The organism is cyanobacterium endosymbiont of Braarudosphaera bigelowii, from assembly GCF_020885515.1.
Lineage (GTDB): Bacteria > Cyanobacteriota > Cyanobacteriia > Cyanobacteriales > Microcystaceae > Atelocyanobacterium > Atelocyanobacterium thalassa_A.
On sequence record NZ_AP024987.1, the window covers coordinates 720285 to 742058 of the forward strand.

General features: G+C 30.5%; 16 protein-coding genes. 8 read left to right on the top strand and 8 right to left on the bottom strand.

Annotated elements, in window-relative coordinates:
- Positions 1-976: 976 nt before the first annotated feature.
- Positions 977-2515 carry a SagB/ThcOx family dehydrogenase gene (locus LPC16_RS03090; RefSeq protein ID WP_229637676.1) on the top strand — a complete coding sequence of 513 codons (1539 nt, stop codon included), beginning with the start codon at positions 977-979 and terminating at the stop codon, positions 2513-2515.
- A gap of 79 nt (positions 2516-2594) precedes the next feature.
- Here LPC16_RS03090 and LPC16_RS03095 read toward each other — a convergent pair whose 3' ends face one another.
- On the bottom strand, positions 2595-3710 hold the full coding sequence (locus LPC16_RS03095) for a DUF389 domain-containing protein (protein WP_229637677.1): 1116 nt from the start codon (positions 3708-3710) through the stop codon (positions 2595-2597).
- A 374-nt stretch (positions 3711-4084) separates the two neighbouring features.
- On the opposite strand from LPC16_RS03095, the gene LPC16_RS03100 reads away from it, so the two are divergent.
- From LPC16_RS03100 to LPC16_RS03110, 3 genes are all read left to right on the top strand, one after another.
- Positions 4085-4819 (top strand): Bax inhibitor-1/YccA family protein, encoded by a 735-nt coding sequence (locus LPC16_RS03100; protein ID WP_229637678.1) that lies wholly within the window; start codon positions 4085-4087, stop codon positions 4817-4819.
- A 180-nt stretch (positions 4820-4999) separates the two neighbouring features.
- Positions 5000-5161 carry a hypothetical protein gene (locus LPC16_RS03105; protein WP_229637679.1) on the top strand — a complete coding sequence of 54 codons (162 nt, stop codon included), beginning with the start codon at positions 5000-5002 and terminating at the stop codon, positions 5159-5161.
- A gap of 440 nt (positions 5162-5601) precedes the next feature.
- The gene (locus LPC16_RS03110; RefSeq protein ID WP_040054113.1) at positions 5602-5883 is read left to right on the top strand and encodes a DUF3288 family protein; all 282 of its coding nucleotides are present in this window, start codon (positions 5602-5604) and stop codon (positions 5881-5883) included.
- A gap of 367 nt (positions 5884-6250) precedes the next feature.
- On the opposite strand, the gene crtR is transcribed toward LPC16_RS03110, so the two are convergent.
- On the bottom strand, positions 6251-7120 hold the full coding sequence (crtR, locus tag LPC16_RS03115; RefSeq protein WP_040054114.1) for a beta-carotene hydroxylase: 870 nt from the start codon (positions 7118-7120) through the stop codon (positions 6251-6253).
- Positions 7121-7350: 230 nt separating this feature from the next.
- Between crtR and murD the strand changes: the two genes are divergently transcribed.
- Together murD and gyrA are read left to right on the top strand one after the other, a co-directional pair.
- Positions 7351-8724 carry a UDP-N-acetylmuramoyl-L-alanine--D-glutamate ligase gene (gene murD / locus LPC16_RS03120; RefSeq protein WP_229637680.1) on the top strand — a complete coding sequence of 458 codons (1374 nt, stop codon included), beginning with the start codon at positions 7351-7353 and terminating at the stop codon, positions 8722-8724.
- Between the two features lie 510 nt (positions 8725-9234).
- On the top strand, positions 9235-11805 hold the full coding sequence (gene gyrA / locus LPC16_RS03125) for a DNA topoisomerase (ATP-hydrolyzing) subunit A (RefSeq protein WP_229637681.1): 2571 nt from the start codon (positions 9235-9237) through the stop codon (positions 11803-11805).
- Positions 11806-11827: 22 nt separating this feature from the next.
- On the opposite strand, the gene ftsH is transcribed toward gyrA, so the two are convergent.
- From ftsH to LPC16_RS03150, 5 genes are all read right to left on the bottom strand, one after another.
- Positions 11828-13735, bottom strand: a complete 1908-nt coding sequence (gene ftsH / locus LPC16_RS03130) for an ATP-dependent zinc metalloprotease FtsH (RefSeq protein WP_229637682.1) — start codon at positions 13733-13735, stop codon at positions 11828-11830.
- A gap of 78 nt (positions 13736-13813) precedes the next feature.
- Positions 13814-15511, bottom strand: coding sequence for a DUF3685 domain-containing protein (locus LPC16_RS03135; protein ID WP_229637683.1), 1698 nt, complete (start codon positions 15509-15511; stop codon positions 13814-13816).
- Positions 15512-15954: 443 nt separating this feature from the next.
- Positions 15955-16914, bottom strand: coding sequence for an NAD-dependent epimerase/dehydratase family protein (locus tag LPC16_RS03140; RefSeq protein WP_229637684.1), 960 nt, complete (start codon positions 16912-16914; stop codon positions 15955-15957).
- A 112-nt stretch (positions 16915-17026) separates the two neighbouring features.
- Entirely contained in the window at positions 17027-18091 is a 1065-nt protein-coding gene (gene hemE / locus LPC16_RS03145; RefSeq protein ID WP_040054120.1) for a uroporphyrinogen decarboxylase, read from the bottom strand.
- Between the two features lie 176 nt (positions 18092-18267).
- Positions 18268-18846, bottom strand: a complete 579-nt coding sequence (locus LPC16_RS03150; RefSeq protein ID WP_229637685.1) for a rhomboid family intramembrane serine protease — start codon at positions 18844-18846, stop codon at positions 18268-18270.
- An 82-nt stretch (positions 18847-18928) separates the two neighbouring features.
- Between LPC16_RS03150 and folB the strand changes: the two genes are divergently transcribed.
- Complete coding sequence (gene folB / locus LPC16_RS03155; RefSeq protein WP_229637686.1) at positions 18929-19288, top strand: dihydroneopterin aldolase; 360 nt, start codon at positions 18929-18931, stop codon at positions 19286-19288.
- A gap of 159 nt (positions 19289-19447) precedes the next feature.
- Positions 19448-20020 (top strand): DUF3318 domain-containing protein, encoded by a 573-nt coding sequence (locus LPC16_RS03160; protein WP_229637687.1) that lies wholly within the window; start codon positions 19448-19450, stop codon positions 20018-20020.
- On the opposite strand, the gene LPC16_RS03165 is transcribed toward LPC16_RS03160, so the two are convergent.
- Positions 20017-21528, bottom strand: a complete 1512-nt coding sequence (locus LPC16_RS03165; RefSeq protein WP_229637688.1) for an aminotransferase class I/II-fold pyridoxal phosphate-dependent enzyme — start codon at positions 21526-21528, stop codon at positions 20017-20019. The genes LPC16_RS03160 and LPC16_RS03165 overlap by 4 nt on opposite strands.
- Positions 21529-21774: the final 246 nt, after the last annotated feature.

Here is a 21774-nt window from a genome sequence, read left to right on the forward strand (position 1 = left end):
TTTTTAATTTTAATCCCTATTGATTTTTTATTAGGATCTTCTTTTGAAGGTCTGTTCAATACTCATTAATTTAATATTTTTATATATAACTAAGGTTTAGATTTCCCTTCTATCCAAAAAATTAGTACAATAAATATATGAGGTTCTCGTAATCTTTTTTTATTCTTAAACATTCAGTCAAAACCATTAATTTATGGAATCTAGTAGCTCATCAAAGAAGGGGACAGAACCTTCTGCTCATAGGTGGACTAACATTATGGGAACGGTAATTGCCATGATAACGTTGACACTGCCCGTTTTCGTAATTGCCTATTACTCTTCAAATAAAGCTGATTCTCCTTCGAGTCAACTTCATTATCTGAATGATTCTAGAAAATAGCATCTTTATTATTAGTTAAAATCATATTTCTATTTATTTATCTCTAATGAAGGAAAGCCCTAAACTACAAGAGTAAAAATATTATGTAAGACACTTATCAAAAATATAGTTAAGGTTTATAGTTACTTTTTTAATATTTAGTTTTGCTAAAAAATAGAATTTAAAAATACTTCATAAAATCTATGATTTTCCTTAAACTAGGACAATATATGTCTAGCACGTCAGAAAAAAGATACCACAAATATCATTGGTGATGACGTTTTACATAAAGTAAACTAGTTATTTTTTTTACATTCTACTTTACGGAACTAAAACCCATATTAAGGTTTATGATTTAAGTTTATAAAATTTAAATCATAAAATCTATTTCTGTCTCATAAAAACAATTATCAATATATATAATATCAAATGATATAACTCATAAATAACATTTCTTAAGCTTAAAAGATATCACTGTTTTACTATAATTAGCTTGTTGATGAATAAAAGTATTTTGTTTTATACTCAAAAATTAAGGAGCAGTAAATTCCTACAGAAAATCTTAGGAATGAGAAGGTTAAAATTGAAGAAGAAACGCTAAAAAAATAATTAACATTCATGTCAGATTTGCCAGCATCTATAGCTGTTTATTATCATCAACGAACAAAATACGATCCAAAAACTATTGCTACTAAAAATAAAGGTTTGGATTGGTCAAAGCAACCAACTCCTTTTAAGGAATATAAAATCGGCAAGTCTTATGAGCTAATAGCTTACTCATCAAAGAAATCATCAATTACTTCTCATTCTTCATATTGGCACAGACTTTCACGTTTATGTGGCTGTAGTTATGGATTAACTGCAAAAATACCCACTATTGGAAGTCCTATGTATTTAAGAGCAACTCCATCAGCTGGAGGACTCTATCCAGCTGAAGTTTATCTAATTTCAAAAGGAACTCCATGGCTACCAGCTGGATTGTATAGTTATCAGCCACAAAATCATTCCTTATTGCATTTTTGGGATGATAATGTTTGGGAAAATTTAGAGACAGCATGTTTATATCATCAGGCTCTTGAAAGCGCAGAAATAGTAGTTGTTACAACTGCTATTTTCTACAGATCATCGTGGCGATATGAAGACCGGGCCTATCGAAGAATTTGTTTAGATACAGGGCACTTACTAGGTAATATAGAACTAGCTTGTGCTATGACTAATTATCGTCCTCACTTAATTGGAGGTTTTGTAGATAATTTAATAAATAAAATCTTCTATTTTAACCCTAAAGAAGAAGGAGTGATTTCAGTTATTGCTTTATCTGATTTATCTAATGATAATAAAAATTTAAAAAATATAGGCCCCACAGCTTTACCATCAATTATAAAAACTAACTATTCTCAAGTTTCTGATGGAGAATTATTAGGTTATTTTCATCAAGCTACTGAGATAAAAGAACCTGATATTAATAAAGTACAAGAAATGATATCTCAAGACAGTTTTGTAGAAGATAAATATAACTTTCCATTTTGTTTAAAGGTATCCATGTTAACAACTCCTATTATATGGGGAAATAATTTTAACCTTCTTGAAAAAACCATTTTTAAAAGACGATCTACTCGCGCTTATACAGGCGAAGAATTAACTTTAGATGAACTAAAAGGATTGCTACACTTTACCTATCAATCTCAAGATTATGTTCATCAGGGATTTGATCCAAATCCTGATTATTTTGATATAAATTTAATTGAAACTTTCGTAGTAGTATCTGGAGTAAAAGGTTTAGAGTCTGGCTGTTACTATTATGCGCCAAAAGCTCAAGAACTTAGGCAAATTCGGTTTAAAAATTTTCGCAAGGAATTACATTACCTATGTTTAGGACAAAATTTAGGAAGAGATGCGGGAGCAATTATTTTTCATACTACAGAACTAAAGAAGGCGGTAGAAAAGTATGGTGATCGCGTTTATAGATATTTACATCTTGATGCAGGACATTTAGGACAAAAGTTAAATTTAGCTGCTATTCATCTTCAACTTGGAGTAAGTGGAATTGGTGGTTTCTTTGATGATCAAGTAAATGAAGTTCTTGGCATTCCTGAAGATGAGGCTGTCATTTATATAACTACAATAGGAAGGCCAAGATATCAATCTATAAGTTAAATGAATGATTGTCTGTGAAGTAAATATCTTTATTAACGTATGGTAAAGTAAGTTTATTAGTCATGATTATACAAAAACATTATTTATCTTCTAGTAAAATATCTGATGGTAATTCTCTTTTCGGTAAAGGAGTCATAGGAGGTGGTAATATCGGACCAAATAATAAAGGGGTAGACAAAGGTAACTCATAATCAGCAATAACTTCTCGAAGTTGGCTAACACGTAGTAATAACTTAAATTTTTTTCCAAAATCCTGTTCGATCAATTTCTCTACCAATCGAACTTGTGTTGGAGTTATAGGATTTTTAGTATTTTCTTGAACTGTCACTAAAATAATAGGATGTTCGTTACTCCAAGGAAACATAGGCCATTGAACTTTTAATGATATTAATTCGCTTTGTTGCCCAACAGTAACTGTTTTATTTTCAAGAAGATTTTTAATTCTTCCTTCAAATTTTTCTTGCCAGAGGAGATTGCCAAAGCTTACAAATAATGGAAAAGTTATAATTCCTGTCATAGCTATTAGTCCTCCTAAAGCTTGACTTGTTTGATTATAGTTAAAGTAGTAACCCCCAAGAATGAATACAGTAATGCAGGATAAAGTTATACCCAAAAGATTTGTAAAATATAGTAAAAAAGCTCCACTTGCCAAGAGTATAGCTTTTTGAGATAAGCAAATACCAACCGCACATAAAGGAGGCATTAAAGCTACGGAAATTGCAGTACCAACAACTGCATCGCCAAGTCTGCGTCGAACTTTAGCAAAACCACTTATTGCTCCTGCTGTTACTGCTACCCCTAAGTCTGCTAAGTTTGGCTGAGTTCTTCCCAAAAGTTCAAGACCGAAAGATGATTCAGGTAGTCCGAAAATCCCTCCCACTAAACTTGAAACTAGAAGGGATACTATGGTACCTATTAAAAGTGTCATCGAACTTACTTTAACTAAAATCCCTTCATTATCTAGTACACCGAAGGCAAAGCCTCTTAATGGGAGCATTAAAGGAGCAATAAGCATCGCACCAATGATAATAGTAGGACTGTTAATCAATAATCCGAGAGTTGCTATAAAAGAAGCACTGATAGTTAAGATAATAAAATCTGTGTTAAGTGCAGAATCTTCTATTAAATCCTGTAATAATTTCTTTCTTATATTTAGAGAAACTTTCGGAATTTTTTGTTTAAACCAGTTTTTCATAAAAAATTTATTAATTGTTTTAAACTAGAATTAATAAATCCTAGATATTACTTAAATAATCATATTTTCAAAGAAATAAAATTGTCCATATAAAGAAAAAGAATTTTTGTATTGACTAAATAATAAACCCTTTAAAATTATTTCAGGATGGTATTTAAGTAGATATAAAGTAAACATTTTAAATTGGGTACATAATTAACCTGTTGGCTAATAAAAAATTATAAAAAGACTTAAATATTATTATTATTCATATTAAAGTTCATCATCATAATATTAGTACATTTCGGTTCGGTATTCCTTACTGGTTTCTTATTTAAATAATAAGCTATAAAAGAAAAAGATATGAACTAGATTTTTTTTAGTGAAATTAAATTATGAGTAATACAAGCAATTTTCGCAAAGCAATTAACGAGTCCCGAAAAAACGAACTTATTGGCCCTAATGTTATAGCTAATGCTTTACCTATTGTTGGTGGTGGCTTGATTTTGACTGCACTAGGAACTTATGGTGGTTTAAGAATAATAAATTTTTATCCAGAAATTTTTTATTCAACTTTTGTTATTGCCATTATTTTAGAACTAGGTTTCTTTTTTATTGTAAACAGAGTAATTGAAAAGAATAGTGAAGATATTGCCCTACCTTTGTTATCTCTTTACAGTTTATTGTCTGGATATACCCTTAGTGGCATTGTTTATATTGCTTTAGGGACTCAAGGTGTAGGAGTTCAAGGAATAGCAATTTCAGCCTTTGGTTGTGGAGCTACTTTTATCATTGCACGTAGCATTGGATCAAATTTATCAGATCAAGATGGAATAGCTTTGACAAAAACAGTCCGATTAGGTGTAATAGCTTTATTAACAGTAATTATTGGACAGTTTATATTTTCTATTTTTGGATTTTATACGCCATCATGGTTGGAAATAGTATTTTCTGGATTAGGAGTATTCTTATTTGCAGGGGCTGCAGTAGTAGATTTTTATGTCCTTCCTCGTAGCTATAATGACGGACAGTATCTTGCTGCAGCACTTTCGATGTACCTTACTTATATCAATTTATTTATATTTATACTAAGATTAATTATCTCTCTTAATGACAACGATAAAAATTAAAATATTTATTTAAAGTTTAAAATACTTTTCTTTTGTGTATATTTTGCTATAATAATTGAAGATTATAAATTGGTATTGGCTTTAGGATTCTTATGAACCTTAAATTAATTACATCTTGTAACCATACTGCTTTTTAATTTTGTTCAGTTCTTTTAGAGACATAAACAAGATAAATAAATTATGAATACTAACACTCAGAAAAAAACTCTTGATGATCCTAAGTTTGGCTTTACTGAATATGCAGAACGTTTAAATGGTCGTGCTGCTATGATTGGTTTTATACTTGCTCTTATAATTGAGTATACAAGTGGACAAAGTCTCTTATCTTGGTTGGGCTTATAAATTAGCCATAATATTCTAAATAGTTTCTAGATATATTTTAAGTACTAAATTTATAGATGCTTAAAATATATCTAGAAACTATTTACAAACGTATTTTTGTTGAACTAATATGCACTTTTCATGATAGAAGTAGGTTTAAACTATATATCAGTCGACAGGCAAAAGTAATTTATATAAAATATGATTATCTTGCATAAAGAACAAATCTTGATACTTTCAGCCCAACTTTAATATTTAGTTATTTAGATATTATTCTAGATGTTCAATTACAATTATTTTTAATCTTTTTATTTATAATCTTGTGTTCTGAATTAGATAAGTAAATCTTAAATTATTATTATGAATAAAATATTAAGATCCCAATATTTTCTGAAATTTGCTTATACTGTATCTTAAATATTTTAAACAAGTAGTGTCGTTAAGAATAGGTATTTTAATTAATGCTACAAGATCAAACACATCCTCAAGAACACCGTGATCGACTTATTGTAAATGATTTATTAAATTCTCAACCTGATGACTATAAACTAGCTGAATTGGCAAGACTATTAATCCGCTATCAAAATTTCCCAGGAGCTAGAAAAGTTTATCAAGATTTAAACAAAATCTTAATTTCTTGGAACTTAACACAAGAAAAATTATTTATAAAGACTCGTGAACTTCATTATAATAGAAGTCTTTATTCTAACTCACTAGATGAAGGAGTTCAGGATTGGACTTGAATGCAAAAGAAAATACTACATAGAGCAGCTCAATGGGTACAACCAAATTTCCATTAATATATAAGCTTTGATATATACATTAGTGACAATTATATTTTTTATTAATAATATTAAAGACAATGCTGATTTAAGCAAAACTTATAGTTAATATGCATATAGATTAGCTTTATGAAATATATGATGATTTTTGTATCTTCCAAAAATATTGATATCAATAAGCTATGTTTAAATAAAACGGGACTAACATATTTGATACAATATATAAGGAACTATAAAAGATAGTACTAATTTCTGAAAAGTCTAAAAATAAGAATATAATTAAATCTTACTCATATGTAGTGGAACTTAGCTCTATAAACTATATCATTTAATGAAAACGAATCCCAAGAAAAATATCGTAAAGAAAGTCTAGAAAATTTCTACCTTTAAGTAAATCTAAAGATTGTTCACACTTTTTCTCATCTAATAACTGTTTAGTTGCATAATAAGCTGGTTCATATCTATACCAAGGAATTGATGGCCATAAATGGTGAACTAAGTGATAATTTTGTCCGAAAATTAAAAGATTAAGTATCTTACTTGGATATACCCTAGCATTTTTCCAACGATTACGCTCTAAAAAAGGTCGATGAGGTAAGTAATCAAAAAATAGGCCTAAAGCAACACCTACCACTAGTGCTGGTACAAACCAAAAGTTCATAACGTAGTTAATAAATCCATATTGTATGCTTAAGATAACAATAGTAAATACAATTAATCTACTCAAGAACCACTCTAATATCTCATTCTTAATCCACAAACGACGTTTGAAAAAAAATATTTCATGATAAAAAAAGCGTGCCGCTATCATCCATAAAGGTCCTCCTGTCGATACAAAGTGATCAGGATCATTGTCAGGATCATTGACATGAGCATGGTGTTGTAGATGTACTCGCGTAAAGACAGGAAAAGCAAAGCCTAACATTAATGCACTACCATGACCTAGGATTGCATTGAAAATTCGGTTTGGATGAGCTGCATTATGCGAAGCATCATGAATAACTGTACCAGAAAGATGAAGAGCAAGAACGTTACAGCTAAAACATACCCAGTCTCTCCACTCCCATAAGTAATGTCCACAAGTTGAAGAGAAAATTAAGAGTAGAGATACTGAAAACATGACTACATTAGGATTAAGCCCTCCAGGAGTCTTTAAAAATTCTTTAGGAACTGTTTGCAGCGTTTCTACCGACTGCATGATAATTTTGTACCTCTTTCTTGATATTATTTATCAGCAATATCAAGTTTACACGATAATGGAAATTTAACAAAGCTTAATAACGTATGTTCTTTTTAGGATTTCAAACTAATATAAAATATGAAAAATAAAATAAAATTCTGAAGATATTTTAAAAAATTTCATGTTTTTTTTAATGGAGTCAAGATGAGCTACCATGTAACATGTATATGAGGATGCTATAAAACTGAATGGCGATAGCTTATATTATTGGATTAGGAAAATCAGGGATTGCTGCTGCAAGATGTCTTAAGCAGGAAGGATGGAAAATAATTATTAGTGATTCTAAAACTTCTTCCGAATTAGAAGACTTACAGAAAAAATTAAGACTAGAAGATATTACTGTCAAATTGCTTTATGAACCAACTTTTCAAACTTCTTTTTTACCAGAGTTAATCATAGTTAGTCCAGGAGTGCCATGGGATACTTCTTTTTTAGTTGAAGCGCGTCTTCGTAAAATAACTATAATTGGTGAACTAGAATTATCTTGGCGATATCTTAGTTCTCTTCCTTGGCTAACTATTACTGGTACTAACGGTAAAACTACTACTACAAGGTTGATTGAAGCAATTTTTGAACAGTCTTTATTCAGTGCGGTTGCTTGTGGAAATATCGGATATGCAGCTTCTGAACTAGCTTTGTTTAAGATAAAAAATCAAAACATTTTTAAATATGATTGGATAATTACAGAAGTTAGTAGTTATCAATGTGAATCTTCTCAAACGATAAGACCTACAGTCGGTATTTGGACAAGTTTTACTCCAGATCACTTAAGTCGTCATAAAAACTTAGATAATTATTATTCTATAAAAGCTTCTTTAATAAAAAATTGTAAATATCAAATTTTAAACAATGATGATTACTATCTAAAAAAGAAAAGTTCTTATAGTTGGCCAAATGCTTATTGGACAACAGTTAAAGGAAAAGAGAATTTACCTTGCGATCCACTTAAAGGAGTATATATCGAAGATGGTTGGATTGTTGCTTTTAAAGAGTTAATGTTTCCGATAAGTTTATTTAAAGTTCCAGGTCTACATAACCGACAAAATCTTTTAATGGCTGTTGCAGCTGCTAGGATTGCTGGAATTGATAAAAAGATTATTTCTTTAGCTGTTGAAAATTTTAATGGTGTTTCTCATCGCTTGGAACCTGTTATTACTATCGATAATATTCAATTTATAAATGATAGTAAAGCAACTAACTACGACGCTGCCGCAATGGGTTTAGAGTCAGTAAACGCACCTGTTATTTTAATTGCAGGTGGAAAATTAAAAGAAGGAGATGATAGCAAGTGGATTAAACTTATAAAATCAAAAGTTTCTCAAGTATTACTTATTGGTGAATCTGCATATGTTATTGCAAAACGTCTCCAAAATGCCAACTATTACGACTATGAAGTTGTCCAAGAAATCGATATAGCAGTGAAAAGAAGCTTTGTTTTATGTAAAAAGCTAAGTTGTAAGGTGGTTCTTTTATCTCCAGCTTGTGCTAGTTTTGACCAGTACAAAGATTTTGAAGATCGAGGAAATCATTTTAAAAGCCTATGTAAAAATCTTGTATCGTAAAAGGTTTTTATAGATATTAATACATTCATCTTCAATGTACAGTTACTTAACTTTCTTTATTATAAATAGTTTTATTCTTATGATATGCAATCAATTATAGAAATTAAATTATCATTCATTAATAATTATTCTCATAAATTTTTATAATATTTTATCACTTCTTGTATTCTAAATAGTATTCTTCAAATTTTCTAATATTTAAATATATAAGATGTTTTTTATAATATAAAATATCTTTAAACGTACTATTTAGCCAGAGTAGTTCTATGTATTTATAAAGTCATTTTTATAGATTATTGAACAATATAAATTAATCTTTTAAATACTTGTACTATCTTCTATTTTTAATCAACTAAATAGATGTTTTGTATTTCCTACCCATAGTTATTTTTGTGTTAAGGTACTAGTGAATAATAAAAAAAGTAGTACTAAATTTACCTAGGAAGATTTTTTTATCAATTTATTAAAAGCGTTTTTTCAAGCTACCCTGTTAACGGAGTTAATATCCCTATGACAATCCCTCAGGATCGAATTATTCCAACAAATTTAAGTAATGAGATGTCTCGTTCTTATTTAGAATACGCAATGAGTGTAATCGTAGGACGAGCTTTACCTGATGCAAGGGATGGCCTGAAACCTGTTCATAGACGCATTTTATATGCTATGTATGAACTAGGATTAATTCCAGAACGACCTTTTCGCAAATGTGCTCGTGTTGTGGGAGAAGTGTTGGGAAAGTATCACCCTCATGGAGATACAGCTGTTTACGATGCTTTGGTACGTATGGCCCAAAATTTTTCTATGCGTAGTCCTCTTGTTGACGGGCATGGAAACTTTGGGTCAATAGATAATGATCCTCCTGCGGCTATGCGTTACACAGAATGCCGATTAAGGGAATTATCAACTGATGCTTTACTGCGTGATATAGAGTCTGAAACCGTAGACTTTGCAGATAATTTTGATGGTTCGCAACATGAACCTGTTGTACTTCCTGCTAGAATACCACAACTACTTCTTAACGGTTCTTCTGGTATTGCTGTAGGTATGGCAACTAATATCCCTCCACATAATTTAGGGGAGTTGATCGATGGAACTATTGCTTTAATGCACAATCCAGAACTAGAAAATAAAGATCTTATTAAAATAATTCCTGGACCTGATTTTCCCACAGGAGGACAAATACTAGGCCGCTCAGGTATTCATGAAGCCTATATGACAGGTCGTGGCTCTATTACAATGAGAGGAGTAGCAAAAATTGAAACTTTAGAATATCAAGGACGTTCTAATAAAGAAGCAATAATAATCACTCAACTGCCATATCAAACAAATAAGTCTGCCTTGATTGAACGTATTGCTGATATGGTGAATGATAAACGTATCGATGGCATTTCTGATATTCGTGATGAAAGTGATCGTGATGGAATGCGTATTGTCATTGAATTAAAAAGAGATGCCCATCCCAGAGTAGTTCTTAATAATATCTATAAACAAACTCCTGTTCAAATAAATTTTGGAGCTAATATGTTGGCTTTGGTTAAAGGAGAACCGCAACTTTTAACTCTGAAGAATTTTCTTACTGTCTTTATTGACTTTCGAGTTGAAACTATTACTCGGCGCTCTAAATACGAACTTAAAAAAACTGAAGAAAGGAATCACTTACTGGAGGGACTTCTAGTTGCATTAGACAATTTAGACCATATCATTTCTACTGTTCGTAGTGCGGCTGATTCAATGACTGCAAAGAGAAGTTTAACGAGTCAGTTCGAACTTTCAGATATTCAAGCAGATGCTATTTTACAGATGCAGCTACGTCGTCTTACTGCTTTAGAGGCAGAAAAAATACATGCCGAGCATCAAGAATTACAAATAAAAATTGCTAATATAAATGATATTTTATCTAAAAAAGAACGTATAGAAGCCATTATAGAAGAAGAGTTAATTCAAATTAAGAATACCCATGGTACTCCTAGATACACAGAGATTATTCATGATGAAGGAGAAATTGTAGATACTGATCTTATCGCTAACGAGCAAGCTATTATACTTCTCACTGAACACGGGTATATTAAAAGAATGCCTGTTAGTTCTTTTGATGCACAACAACGAGCAACGAGGGGAAAAGCTGCAGCAAAAATAAAAGAAAACGACGTAGTAGAACACTTCTTGACCTGTTGTGATCATGATGTAGTGCTCTTTTTTAGCGATAGAGGAGTCGTTTATGCTACTAAAGCTTATCAAATTCCTTCTTCCTCCAGAACATCAAGAGGAATTCCTATTATACAAATGCTCTCTATTTCTAAAAATGAAAAAATAACTTCTATTATTGCAGTTAGTGAATTCAGAGAAGATATTTTTTTAGTGATGTTGACTTGTCAGGGCTATATTAAGAAAACTGCTCTTGCCGCTTTTCGTAATATAAGAACTAATGGACTAATTGCTATTTCACTTGAAGAGGGGGATCAGTTACGGTGGGTAAGATTAACCAGAGAAGAAGATAGTATAATTCTAGGTACTCGTTTGGGAATGGCTATTCATTTTCATGCAGATCACCAACAGTTAAGACCTCTTGGTCGAGCTACAAGAGGCGTTAAATCGATGAAATTAAAGAAAAAAGATGAATTAATTAGTATGGATATCCTTCTCTCTAAAGTAACTCTGGGGATAGAAGTTTCTCAAGAAAATGAAGATATTTTAGAAGTTGAAGTTGAAGAATTGATTGAAGAAGAAGCTAATACAGGACCATGGATTTTGGCTATTACTAATGGGGGATATGGGAAAAGAATTCCTATTACACAATTTCGTTTACAACGCCGTGCTGGTATGGGAGTAAGAGCAATTAAATTTAAATCAGATAAAGATCATCTAACATCATTGCGCGTTGTCAATGCAGAAGATGAATTAATGATTGTTTCTAACCGAGGTATTATTATTAGGCAAGTTGTAAAAGCAATTTCTTTACAATCTCGTTCTGCTACAGGGGTTAGAGTACAACGGTTAGATGAAGATGATGCTATTGCTGCAGTTGCCCTTGTACCTCCTGCCCCTGAAACAAAAGAAGAGAATGAAGAAACTAAATCATAAATTAATAGAAATTTGTGAGCGATTAATCCGAAACAACTTCACGTTTTGATAAAGATTGATTTAATAGTTGGCGAAATTCTTTTCCTTCGATAGTTTCTTGATCAATTAGTACATCAACTAAGTGGTCAACTAGTATACGGTTATCAGAAATAATCTTTTCTGCTTTCTGATAACAAACCTTAACTATAGAACGAACCTGAAAATCAATTTTTTCTGCAACTCCTTCGGAGTATTCAGATTGAACAACATTATCAAAACCAAAAGAGCTTTTATCATCTTTTTCTAAGGCTACTAATCCTAGTTCTGACATTCCGAAGCGAGTTACCATTTGTCTAGCTAGATAAGTTACCTTCTCAAGATCATTACCCGCTCCTGTAGTAACTTCATCTTGCCCAAATACTACTTCTTCTGCTACACGTCCTCCTAGCAAGCCAGATATTCTAGCCAATATTTGATTACGAGTAATTAATGCTGATTCTTCTTCGGGAGTAAACCAAGTTAATCCTTTCGCTTGTCCTCTAGGAATTAGAGTCACTTTCTCTACTGATTCATGTTCAGGAATTATCGATCCTACCAAAGCATGGCCAATTTCATGATATGCAATTAATCTTTTACTTTTACTATCAATTAAGGGCGCTCCTTCCATTCCAGCAACGACTCTATCTATAGCATCATAAATTTCTGTCATAGAAATAGTTTTTTTCCTTCTTCTAGCCGTAAAAATTGCAGCTTCGTTCAATAAATTAGCCAAGTCAGCACCTGTAAAACCTGGGGTACGCCTAGCAACGGTCTCTAAAGAAACATTCTCACTAATTTTTTTATCTCGAGAGTGAACTTCTAGAATGCCTTCTCTTCCTTTAAGATCAGGGTAGTCAACAATAACTTGTCTATCAAAACGTCCAGGCCTTGATAAAGCCGCATCTAAAACATCAGGACGATTAGTAGCAGCAATTAAAATAATTCCTGAATTTCCTTCAAATCCATCCATTTCTGTTAATAGCTGATTAAGAGTTTGTTCTCTTTCATCATTACCACCACCATATCCAACTCCTCTTTGACGACCAACAGCATCTATTTCATCAATAAAGATCAAGCAGGGGGTGTTTTCTTTAGCTTTTTTAAATAGATCTCTAACTCGTGAGGCACCAACCCCGACAAACATTTCTACAAATTCTGAACCAGAAATACTAAAGAAAGGTACTCCAGCTTCTCCGGCTATCGCTTTAGCCAAAAGGGTTTTACCAGTTCCTGGAGGTCCGACTAACAATACTCCTTTAGGAATTTTTGCTCCAATAGCAGTGAACTTTTCTGGTTCCTTGAGAAAAGTTACAATCTCTTGTAATTCTTCTTTTGCTTCATCAATTCCAGCTACGTCTTCAAAAGAGATACCTGTACTTGCTTCCATTTGGAAACGAGCTTTAGATTTACTAAAATTAGTCGTTTGACCTGAAATATTCGTAGACCTTCGAACAATAGTAATAACAATTACTAGTATTAAGAGCAAAATCGGGACTTGGAGAAGTAAACGTACTGCAGTAGAGTTATCAGATGATGGACTATAGTTAATTTTTACATTATTAGCCTTTAAGATCTGAATTAATTCAGGATTTTTTTCAAATAAAGTAACTTGTTTAACTACATCATCATTATTAAAATTAACTTGTGCTTTTTGTAATCTAGGATCAATTTCAATTAAACCTATTTTACCTGATTCAATGTCTTCAAATAATTCACTGTAACTATACGAATCTTTTTTCTGTTGTCCAAAACAAGGAGAACAAGTTAATAATAGATTAAGTAAAATCCCAGTGGCTATTAAACTGTTCGTTTTTTTTGACTTGAATTTATGATCCTGTAAACATGTTATATCTTTCTTATACATTGTATTTAATTTATATTTTGATATTGGTAAAAAGGAAGAATGCTTCATATTTGTCGGCTTAAAGAAGTTTTTCTTATTATGAACGATGAGATAGTATTCTTGTATAAAATCTAAAAAACGATTTATCTATGGTTTTGAATTATGATTCGTTGTTTTTTTTAGGTAATCATTGCTAATTAAACTGTTTCCAATTCCCTGTAAAATTCCTTTACCGACTAATCCAATACTACGACCAACTATTTGGGTCAGAAGATAAACTATGGCATTTCCAGATATTTTTAGTAGAGAGCTTAAAGGTAATGCTATCGCATCTCTAATTTCTAAGATAATTGTAACAGACCAGGGTATTCTACTTAATTTGTTAAGTTCTTTTTGTCTAGGTGCATAAACAAATATAAGATTTATTCCTTTATCTTCTAAGAAAAAAAGTTGATGTTGGCTTTCAAAAATGTTTTTAGGTTCTTGCCAATATTCATTTTTTCTATATTCCCATGCTAGTCGATTTCTGAATTTTGCTAATTCTCTAGTTGAAATCATATTTGTATGAAATAAATTTTCTTTAACTTTTTCATTACTTGAAAAATCGTTTAGTATTAATGCTATAGTTCCGTTTGAGACTTGTATTATAGCGTTATGTAAAGCTTTTTCTATTTTTTCTGTTAAACTTATAGTTATGTTTAATGTTGAAACTTGCTCTTCTATACAAACATTTTTTAACAGTAAATAATTTAATAGTTCTATACAAAAAGGAATTTTATTTAATATTTCTTTAGATATTAAAGATTCGTTATCTTTAATAATTTGCTCAAGCTCCTGTAAAGAAATATTTTGGGGAATTGCACAATATTTTTCAATAAAAATTAAAGAAGATTCTCTCCATAATTTTTGCAAAACTGATAAGCTACTTTTGACAGCTCTTCCATCTCCTATCTCAATAAAATTCATATCTTCTATAATTCGATAAAAGTGTTTAGTGACTATTTTCAAAAGCTCTCTTTTTTTATCGTTTTCTAATATATCGATTTCTAAATGAACCTTGGTGAAGTTATTAATATTTTTTTCAATTTTCTCAAGAGCTCGGTTAAAGATTATTAAACTATTTATAGGTTGAACTGAACTATTTGTAACCCAAAAATTTTTTAAGAAGGAATCATCTTCTAATTCATTATTTGGTTTATCAGACTTAATCTTAGGGCCATTGATGTTAAACAGTTTTGCTAATAGCCAAGAAACTACTAAGGTCTCTCTTTTTTTTCCCTTCCAAAAAAAAACATTGAACTTAGATGTTGAAGGTTTTTTTAAAGTTTCATCAATGCAGACTAAATTATTTTCAATGAGTTTAATAATGTATCTTTGGACATAAGATGTCCAATCCTTTTTTATTGTTCGAGAAGTATATTTAATAAACTGATTATTTAGAGAAGTTGATTTATATAAAAATTTATTTTGAATTATTTCTTCTAAATTATTTATCAATATATTAATTTCAGTATTTTTGTCGAAATACCCTCGGATACCTATTTTTTGAAATTCCTCTTCTTCCTCAGTACTAAAATAACGGCTTAAACAACATAACCGTATATTTGGATACTGTTTTCTAACTTGTATACAAAATTTTTTAATTGCTAAAAAGCTATTAAATAAGTTAGGTTCAAAAATAATTATGTCAGGCAGGCTAATTGATAACTTTAGAAAAGTATCGGTTAAATTATCAGTCTGATGAATAATCTTATATCGAGAACTTTTACTTAAGGCTGTTGCTAGACCTAGGAGAAAAACTTGATCTGTATCTAGAATCAGTATAGAAATGGAGCTATCACTCACAGTTTTAAAGGTGAAGGCTAACGAAGTTAATAATTTAAATCAATTTTATTGTAGACATTTATATTGAAATAAATCAATATAATAACTATTTATCGGAATTTAATTTTTTTTGTATTGACTACACTATCTCATGAAGAGTAAATATAAGAAAACTTGTCTGATCGTATTATTTTTCTGGGAAATAAATCAATATTTAGATCTTTATAATATTAGTTTTTATAACCTTATTAAATTGAGCTGAATGTCTATCAAAATATATTAAAAAACTATATATAGGTTTCTCTGTACATGAAGGCTTAATGCGATCTTCAAGAAAATTAAGACAATAATGCTAATCTCTTACTTAAACCAAGACCTATACGATGACAAAAGATAACATAACTTTTCAGGTATTAACTAGAAGTATAACCTATAAAGAACTCATATTTAATTTTTAATGCCTATTATTGATTTTTCTCTTTTTTAATCTTACTTAATGTCATCAGATTTTCAATAGTTGTACAATAATTATTTATTCCAAAATCAAAAGGTATCGTGGTCTTTTTATAAGTAAAATGGCGATAGTTCATAGAAAAATAATCCCATGCTTCCATACGCAATCTGAAAATTTTAATAAATATATTTGCTAAAGTAATTGACAATGGAATTCGAAAATAAATCTGTTTATCTAAGTACTTGCATATCTTCTCTACAGCTTCATTTACTGTCGTTTTTTTATTACCTAAAACAATATCTTTATTCGCCAGAGTTAAGGATGGGTTCTGAATTACATATTTAATAATTTGAGCAATATCTTTTGCATGAATATAATGAAAACTTCCATCTACTTTAAAGAAACGTATCAAATTTATCCATTTTATGACATCATTGATTCCACCTGATAAATGAGAATATGGTTTGTCTTTTTCTCCTCCAAAGACTAAAGTAGGAAAAACTGTAACAATCTTATTATAAATAGACAATTCTTGTAATCGTATGTAACATTGATACTTAGTTCGCACATAGTTAGTACCTAAAGTTTTTGCTTCAAGTAGTGGTTTACTATTACTATTTAAGATGCTCGCTGTAGAGAAGTAAATAATTTGTTGACATATCTCAGGATCCAATAAGTTAATTAAATCTATAGTTGAACTTACATTAATTTCGTAAGATTCTACATCACCTCCCCAACTTGTCGCAGCTAATATAGCGACATTAACTGTCTTCAAGAAATTACTTAGTTGATTTATATTTTTTAAATCTTCTTTGATTAAATGTATTCCAGGACGACTATTATAATCAAATAGCAGTTTATCTGGATTTCTCACTAAAAAATAAAGCTCATAGCTTGTATGGTTAATTAAAGTTTCTGCTATATAGTGTCCTATACATCCACTTGCACCTGTTATGAAAATACGTTTCATTAGTTATTTTGATAATACTTTAGGCAACAGAAAAATTGCAGTATCTTTCTATTGCCGATATATTGTAACAGACTTTAAAGCTATGTCTATGCTGTTGAGTTTCACAATTTAATTAGATAGTAAAAGTTGCTAATTGATTAATTTGCTTAGCTGTTTCGAAGAAAAAACGAACATTATCTTCTGGTGTACCGACCAATATTCCATGGCCTAAATTTAAAATATGTCTACCTTTACCAGCTTTCTGTACTGTGTTTAAAATACGTTCTTTGATAAATTTTTGAGAACCAAATAATACACCGGGATCAATATTACCTTGTACAATTATATTCTTATTCAAACGTTGTCTAGCTTCTGCCATATCTATTGTCCAGTCAAGACTTACGATATCTACTTCAGAGCATTCCATCTGATCTAGTTTGCCAGCACTGCCATTAATATAAAGAATAAGAGGAGTATCTGGATAATTTTTTTTAATTTGACGGACTACCTGCTGTTGATAAGGAAGAGCAAAAGATTCATAGTCTTGAGGACTTAACTGCCCAGCCCATGAATCAAATAACTGTATTATTTGAGCTCCACAAGCAATTTGATAACATGCATAAGTGGCTATTGCATCTGCCATTTTACTTAACAGTTGATGAAGAATTTTAGGCTCAGAAAAAGCCATGGCTTTAATAACAGCATAGTTTTTAGAACTTTTACCTTCAATGGCATAAGCTGCTAATGTCCAAGGTGCACCAACAAAACCTAAAACAGTAGATTGATTACCTACTTCTTCTCTCAGAGCCTGTAAAATAATTTTTACAAAGGATAAAGATTCTTCAGGATTAAGATTATGTAAATTTTCAATCTGTTTTTGTGTACGAATTGCAGAAGTAATTATGGGGCCCTTATTGGCTACGATGTCAAAATCAATACCCATTCCAGATAATGGAGTTAGTATATCTGAGAACATAATTACACCATCTGGCTGAAAAGCTTGCCAGGGTTGTAGAGAAATTTCAATAGCAAGATTAGGATTTTCTGATCTTGCTCGAAAACTAGGGTATTTATCTCGCAAATCTCGATATACCTTCATATAACGTCCAGCTTGTCTCATCATCCAGACAGGTGGCCGATCTAAAATTTCTCCTCGTGCTGCACGAAGAAGATAGGGTGTATTGTCAGCTTCTTTCATATAGCTTCCAAGGTAATAAATTTGCTTTTCTAGGCTATCATCAGGTGTAGCTTAGTTGTATAGGTTGTAACGAATATTTATTATTTTGTAATTTAATTACAAAATAACCTATTAAAATACGATATTTTTTATTTATATTCTAGAAATAAAAATGAAGATAAAAATATTCAAAATAATTATCTTTTAGCTATCAATAATTTAGCAGCCAAGGCTCCTCCTAAAAAACCAAATAAGTGGCCTTGCCAAGAAATACCTGGTTGCGTAGGCAATAATCCAATAATTAGTCCTCCATACAAGAGAAATATGATGATGGATACACATATTGAAGTAATTTGTTTTTGAAAATAACCTCTTAGTAGTAAAAATCCTAAATAGCCAAAAATTAGTATACTTGCTCCGATATGTACAGAGTTTGCGGGACCAAATAACCAAACACCTAGTCCGCCTATTGTCGTAGTTAAAAGGGTTACGATCCAAAAGTCATTAGTCTTTCGAAGCATAACGAAAGATCCCAATACTAAGAAAGGAATAGTATTATTAATTAAGTGAGATAAGTCTCCATGCAAAAAAGGTGCAAGAAAAATGCCTCGCAATCCTTTTATAGTATGAGGTTGAATACCTAAATTATCTAATTTTCCATGAAAAACAAAAATATCAACTAATTCTACTATCCAAAAAATACTAACAAAGCTTCCTAAAATAATAAGTTGGTTTTTAACCTTCTTAGAAAAGTTGCTCTTAGATAATTGCCTCATAATGTTTGTAAATGGGAATATTATTAATAATGATAACTATTAATGGTACATTTCATATAAATATTTAGTTCTATAAAGAATAATGGATTCTATTGAAATACAAGGCATTCGTTGTTATGGTTACACTGGCTATTTGCCAGAAGAAAAAATTTTAGGACAATGGTTTGAGGTTAATCTTAGCTTAAGTCTAGATTTGAAAATTTCAGGAATAAGTGACTCAATTGAAGATACATTAAACTATTGCAACGTTATTAATATTGTTAAAGATGAAATCACTTCTGCTAATTTTTCTCTCATAGAAAAATTAGCAGAAACAATAGCTCAAAAAATATTATTCCTACCAAAAGTTCATAAAGTTAGAGTAAATTTAAGTAAGCTTTCACCTCCTATCCCTAACTTTAAAGGTAAAGTTACTGTTGATATTACTCGAAAACATATTTGATATGTAATATATAAATTTGCTGTATGTGTAGTATTTTACTAATAGAATTATTGTTCTGTATTTAAATAATAATTCTATTAGTAAAAAATAAGATTCAATTTATTCGTTACATAATATGTTGAATATTTATCTATTCAAATCATAAAAAACTTTTGTCTTATGAATATTAATTCCGAAATTAGTAGATTATTGGATGTAATGCCTGCTTCTGGTAGGATGTTAGTCAAAATCGTCAGTAAGTCCGGTCAATCAGAAGTGATTAAGATACCTTTTCCATTTCTTTGGAATCGGAATAATAGATTAATTTACATTAATTTTGGTCTTTGGTGTCAATTAGCAGAAGGACAGCGAGATCTATTGATTTTACGTATTATCTTTCACTTAACAGATATTTACTCATTTAAACTTAACTTAAGCCAAATTATATTATTATTTGGCGTTTTAGAATTATTTGTTAAAGCTATACAACAAGATACATTAGGAGTTTCAGTATTTGGAATATTAATTATTATTTTTATGAGACAATTTTGGTATGGTAATAGAAGCATTCAAAAAGAAATAGATATTGATAAAGACACAATAAAAGCGTCTGTCAAAAGAGGATATACACAAAGTAATGCAGCAAAAAATCTATTAGAAGGTATTGAAAACATAGCTAAGCTAGAGGGTCATTCTCTATTAGAATCAAAATATTTAATTCGTCTAGAATATCTTCAATCTTTAATCCACTAACTATCAAGGTAATTTGTAGACTTACTACAAATTACCTTGATAGTTTTTAAATCTTTATTGCTACATCCAGTAATTATTCCTCCTTGTTGTTTAATTTTTAGCAAATATTCAATTGCTTCACTAGTAATAACTTCTCCTGGCATTATTGTAGGTATTCCTGGTGGATAAGGACACAACATTTCTCCACTTATTAATCCAATACTCTTTTCAATGAAAACAATTTTTTTAGATGCGAAAAAAGCATCTCTAGGAGATATACTTAGAGATGAAAAAAATTTTAGATTACAAGATGAAGAAGGTATCACTATTCCTGAGGATGAGGAATGTATTATTTTCTTAAGTTTTAGAAAAGCTTTTACTAATGCTGTTATGTCTTCTTCAGTATTCCCTATTGAAATAATAAAAGTTAGAGACGATAACATAGGTAGCTCTGCCGTAACGTTTAATTTTGTTCTCAAAATTTTATCTACCTGCCAACCACTAACTCCCAGAGAAGAAATATCAACTGTTAATCTAGTTATATCTAGATCATAAAATTCTGGCTTTTTCTCTACTAAGCTTAAGGTAGAGAATCCATCGATATCATCAATCTTATTTCTTGATAGCTTCGACAATTTTATAGTTTTGTTCAATAGTTTCTGACCATCAATGACAATCTGTTGTCTTGCTCCATCTAAAGATGCTAATAGTAAACTACTAGGACTGCTAGATTGTATAAATTGTAAAGTTTGATTGATTCTATGCTCATCGATGAGATTACCTTGTATATGTAACATAGAGGCTTGTGTCATTGCGCTCAAAACTTTATGTGTAGATTGAACGCTTAAATCAGCTCCTGCTGATAATGCTGAAGAAGGTAATATTTCGTGGAATTGAAAATGTGCTCCATGTGCTTCATCTACCAATAAGGGAATATTATAAGAATGAGTAATTTTGACTATTTCTGAAATATTTCCACAAATGCCATGATAAGTAGGATGAATTATTAAAACTGCTTTAATATTATGATATTTTTCTAACGTTGCTTCTAAGATGCTTGGTGTAATATTTAGAGGCAAATTCCATTTGGAGTCACATTTAGGATACAAGAAAATAGGAACCGCTCCAGACATGATTAAACCGGTAGTGATTGAATGATGAATATTTCTCGGTACAATGATTTTATCACCCGGATTACAGACAGCTAGAATTGCGGCGACTATACCACAACTTGAACCATTAATCAAAAACCAAGTTCTTCTAGCCCCAAAAGCTTCTGCTGCAAGATTTTGAGCCTTCTCAATAGCTTCGTCAGGAATAAATAAATTACCTAGCTCTGGTAACTCTGGTAAATCTGACTGAAATACCTTTTTTCCCAATAAAGATGACAATGATGAATTGATCCCTTGACCACGTTTGTGACCAGGGGCATAAAAAGCTGCATCTTGTTGTTTCTTGAGAATATTTAAGATATCAATCAAGGGAGCTGTATTTTGATAATGAGAATAAACTTTTTTTGGTGGTGTCATTTACCTATTATAAGAATAAGAAACAATAAATCCAGTAATCAAAAAATATTCAAAAGCTTACAACTAACTGTTGAGGCTAGCAAAATTTAATTTTATCTTTGTTTTTAATATTTGCTTATAAAAAATAGTATATAAAATAATATTTTATATTTTTCCTCTATTTAGTATTTTGGAAATATTTTATTATTTAAAATAATTTGCTAAAAATTATTTTAAATAATTTCAGATAATTATTAATCTTTTAAC